Raw genomic sequence first — 2,500 nt, 5'->3', positions numbered from 1 at the left:
CCGGGGGTAGAGCACTGGATGGGCTATGGGGACTCACCGTCTTACTGATCCTAACCAAACTCCGAATACCGGGGAGTACTAGTCGGCAGACACACGGCGGGTGCTAACGTCCGTCGTGAAAAGGGCAACAACCCTGACCTCCAGCTAAGGTCCCCAAGTCATGGCTAAGTGGGAAAGGATGTGAGGATCCCAAAACAACCAGGATGTTGGCTTAGAAGCAGCCATCATTTAAAGAAAGCGTAACAGCTCACTGGTCTAATTAAGGGTCTTTGCGCCGAAAATGTAACGGGGCTAAAGCCATGCACCGAAGCTGAGGATTTGCCGCAAGGCAAGTGGTAGCGGAGCGTTCCGTAAGCCAGTGAAGGGATACCCGTGAGGGGTCCTGGAGGTATCGGAAGTGCGAATGTTGACATGAGTAACGATAAAGAGGGTGAGAGACCCTCTCGCCGAAAGACCAAGGGTTCCTGCTTAAAGTTAATCTGAGCAGGGTTAGCCGGCCCCTAAGACGAGGCGGACACGCGTAGTCGATGGGAACCACGTTAATATTCGTGGGCCTGGTGGTAGTGACGGATCGCTTGACTTGTCCGGACTTATTGGATTGTCCGGGCTTGGACGCGGTTCCAGGAAATAGCTCCACCATATAGACCGTACCCGAAACCGACACAGGTGGTCAGGTAGAGTATACCAAGGCGCTTGAGAGAACTGCGTTGAAGGAACTCGGCAAATTGCACGCGTAACTTCGGAAGAAGCGTGACCCTTTTGTACGCAAGTATGATGGGGTGGCACAGACCAGGGGGTAGCGACTGTTTATCAAAAACACAGGGCTCTGCGAAGTCGCAAGACGACGTATAGGGTCTGACGCCTGCCCGGTGCTGGAAGGTTAAGAGGAGGGGTGCAAGCTCTGAATCGAAGCCCCAGTAAACGGCGGCCGTAACTATAACGGTCCTAAGGTAGCGAAATTCCTTGTCGGGTAAGTTCCGACCTGCACGAATGGCGTAACGACTTCCCCGCTGTCTCCAACGCAGACTCAGTGAAATTGAATTCCCCGTGAAGATGCGGGGTTCCTGCGGTCAGACGGAAAGACCCCGTGCACCTTTACTATAGCTTTACACTGGCATTCGTGTCGGCATGTGTAGGATAGGTGGTAGGCTTTGAAGCAGGGACGCCAGTTCCTGTGGAGCCGTCCTTGAAATACCACCCTTATCGTCATGGATGTCTAACCGCGGTCCGTCATCCGGATCCGGGACAGTGTATGGTGGGTAGTTTGACTGGGGCGGTCGCCTCCGAAAGAGTAACGGAGGCGCGCGATGGTGGGCTCAGAGCGGTCGGAAATCGCTCGTCGAGTGCAATGGCATAAGCCCGCCTGACTGCGAGACTGACAAGTCGAGCAGAGACGAAAGTCGGTCATAGTGATCCGGTGGTCCCGCGTGGAAGGGCCATCGCTCAACGGATAAAAGGTACGCCGGGGATAACAGGCTGATGACCCCCAAGAGTCCATATCGACGGGGTTGTTTGGCACCTCGATGTCGGCTCATCGCATCCTGGGGCTGGAGCAGGTCCCAAGGGTTTGGCTGTTCGCCAATTAAAGCGGTACGTGAGCTGGGTTCAGAACGTCGTGAGACAGTTCGGTCCCTATCTGCCGTGGGTGTAGGAATATTGACAGGATCTGTCCCTAGTACGAGAGGACCGGGATGGACATATCTCTGGTGGACCTGTTGTCCTGCCAAGGGCATAGCAGGGTAGCTATATATGGAAGGGATAACCGCTGAAGGCATCTAAGCGGGAAACCCACCTGAAAACGAGTATTCCCTTGAGAACCGTGGAAGACGACCACGTTGATAGGCCGGGTGTGGAAGTGCGGCAACGCATGAAGCTTACCGGTACTAATCGTTCGATCGGCTTGATCGTTCCCATTGCTCATGCTCATCAAAGATGAGCATCGCAACTTATCTGTCCTCACGCTGTCGCGATCTAAGATCGCTTCGCTGCGGACGGCGCGCCGGACAACCGGCGGCTCGGCTCTGCCGGCTGCTGGAAATATCCGGATAAGGCGCAAGACGTGTTCAAAAAAACGAAGCAATCGCTTCACCAGCTTCTCGAAATTGCGCCCTCCGGGCGCAAATCTTGCGCTTTGCCGACCTGGTGGTTCTGGCGGGGTGGCTGCACCCGTTCCCATTCCGAACACGGCCGTGAAACGCCCCAGCGCCGATGGTACTTCGTCTCAAGACGCGGGAGAGTAGGTCGCTGCCAGGTCTGCTAAACGCAAGAATACATCTTCTCTCACACAACCGGCAAAAGCCGGCCAGCACGCCGCACACAGCGACAACAAATAACGCCGGGTGCTGAGCCCCGCCCACCCGCAGGCCAAAAGGCCGAGGACGGGCAAATAGACAAATGCCGGGCCTCAAACCCGGTCACGCTTAACGCGGGGTGGAGCAGCCCGGTAGCTCGTCAGGCTCATAACCTGAAGGCCGCAGGTTCAAATCCTGCCCCCGCAACC

The 2,500-nt window shown here is 56.0% G+C and carries 1 tRNA gene and 2 rRNA genes (1 of these 3 cut by a window edge); all 3 read left to right on the top strand.

Annotated elements, in window-relative coordinates:
• Positions 1–1,908: ribosomal RNA gene (locus AYK65_RS31285) — 23S ribosomal RNA — on the top strand; it begins 889 nt to the left of the window's first position.
• Between the two features lie 230 nt (positions 1,909–2,138).
• A 5S ribosomal RNA gene (gene rrf / locus AYK65_RS31280) occupies positions 2,139–2,253 on the top strand.
• Between the two features lie 171 nt (positions 2,254–2,424).
• Positions 2,425–2,498 (top strand) — tRNA-Met (locus AYK65_RS31275).
• Positions 2,499–2,500 lie beyond the last annotated feature (2 nt).

The sequence above is a fragment of the Ensifer aridi genome (assembly GCF_002078505.1).
GTDB classification, from domain to species: Bacteria; Pseudomonadota; Alphaproteobacteria; order Rhizobiales; family Rhizobiaceae; genus Sinorhizobium; species Sinorhizobium aridi.
The sequence above is the reverse complement of the archived record's forward strand: the minus strand, read 5'-3'. Positions and strand labels throughout refer to the sequence as shown.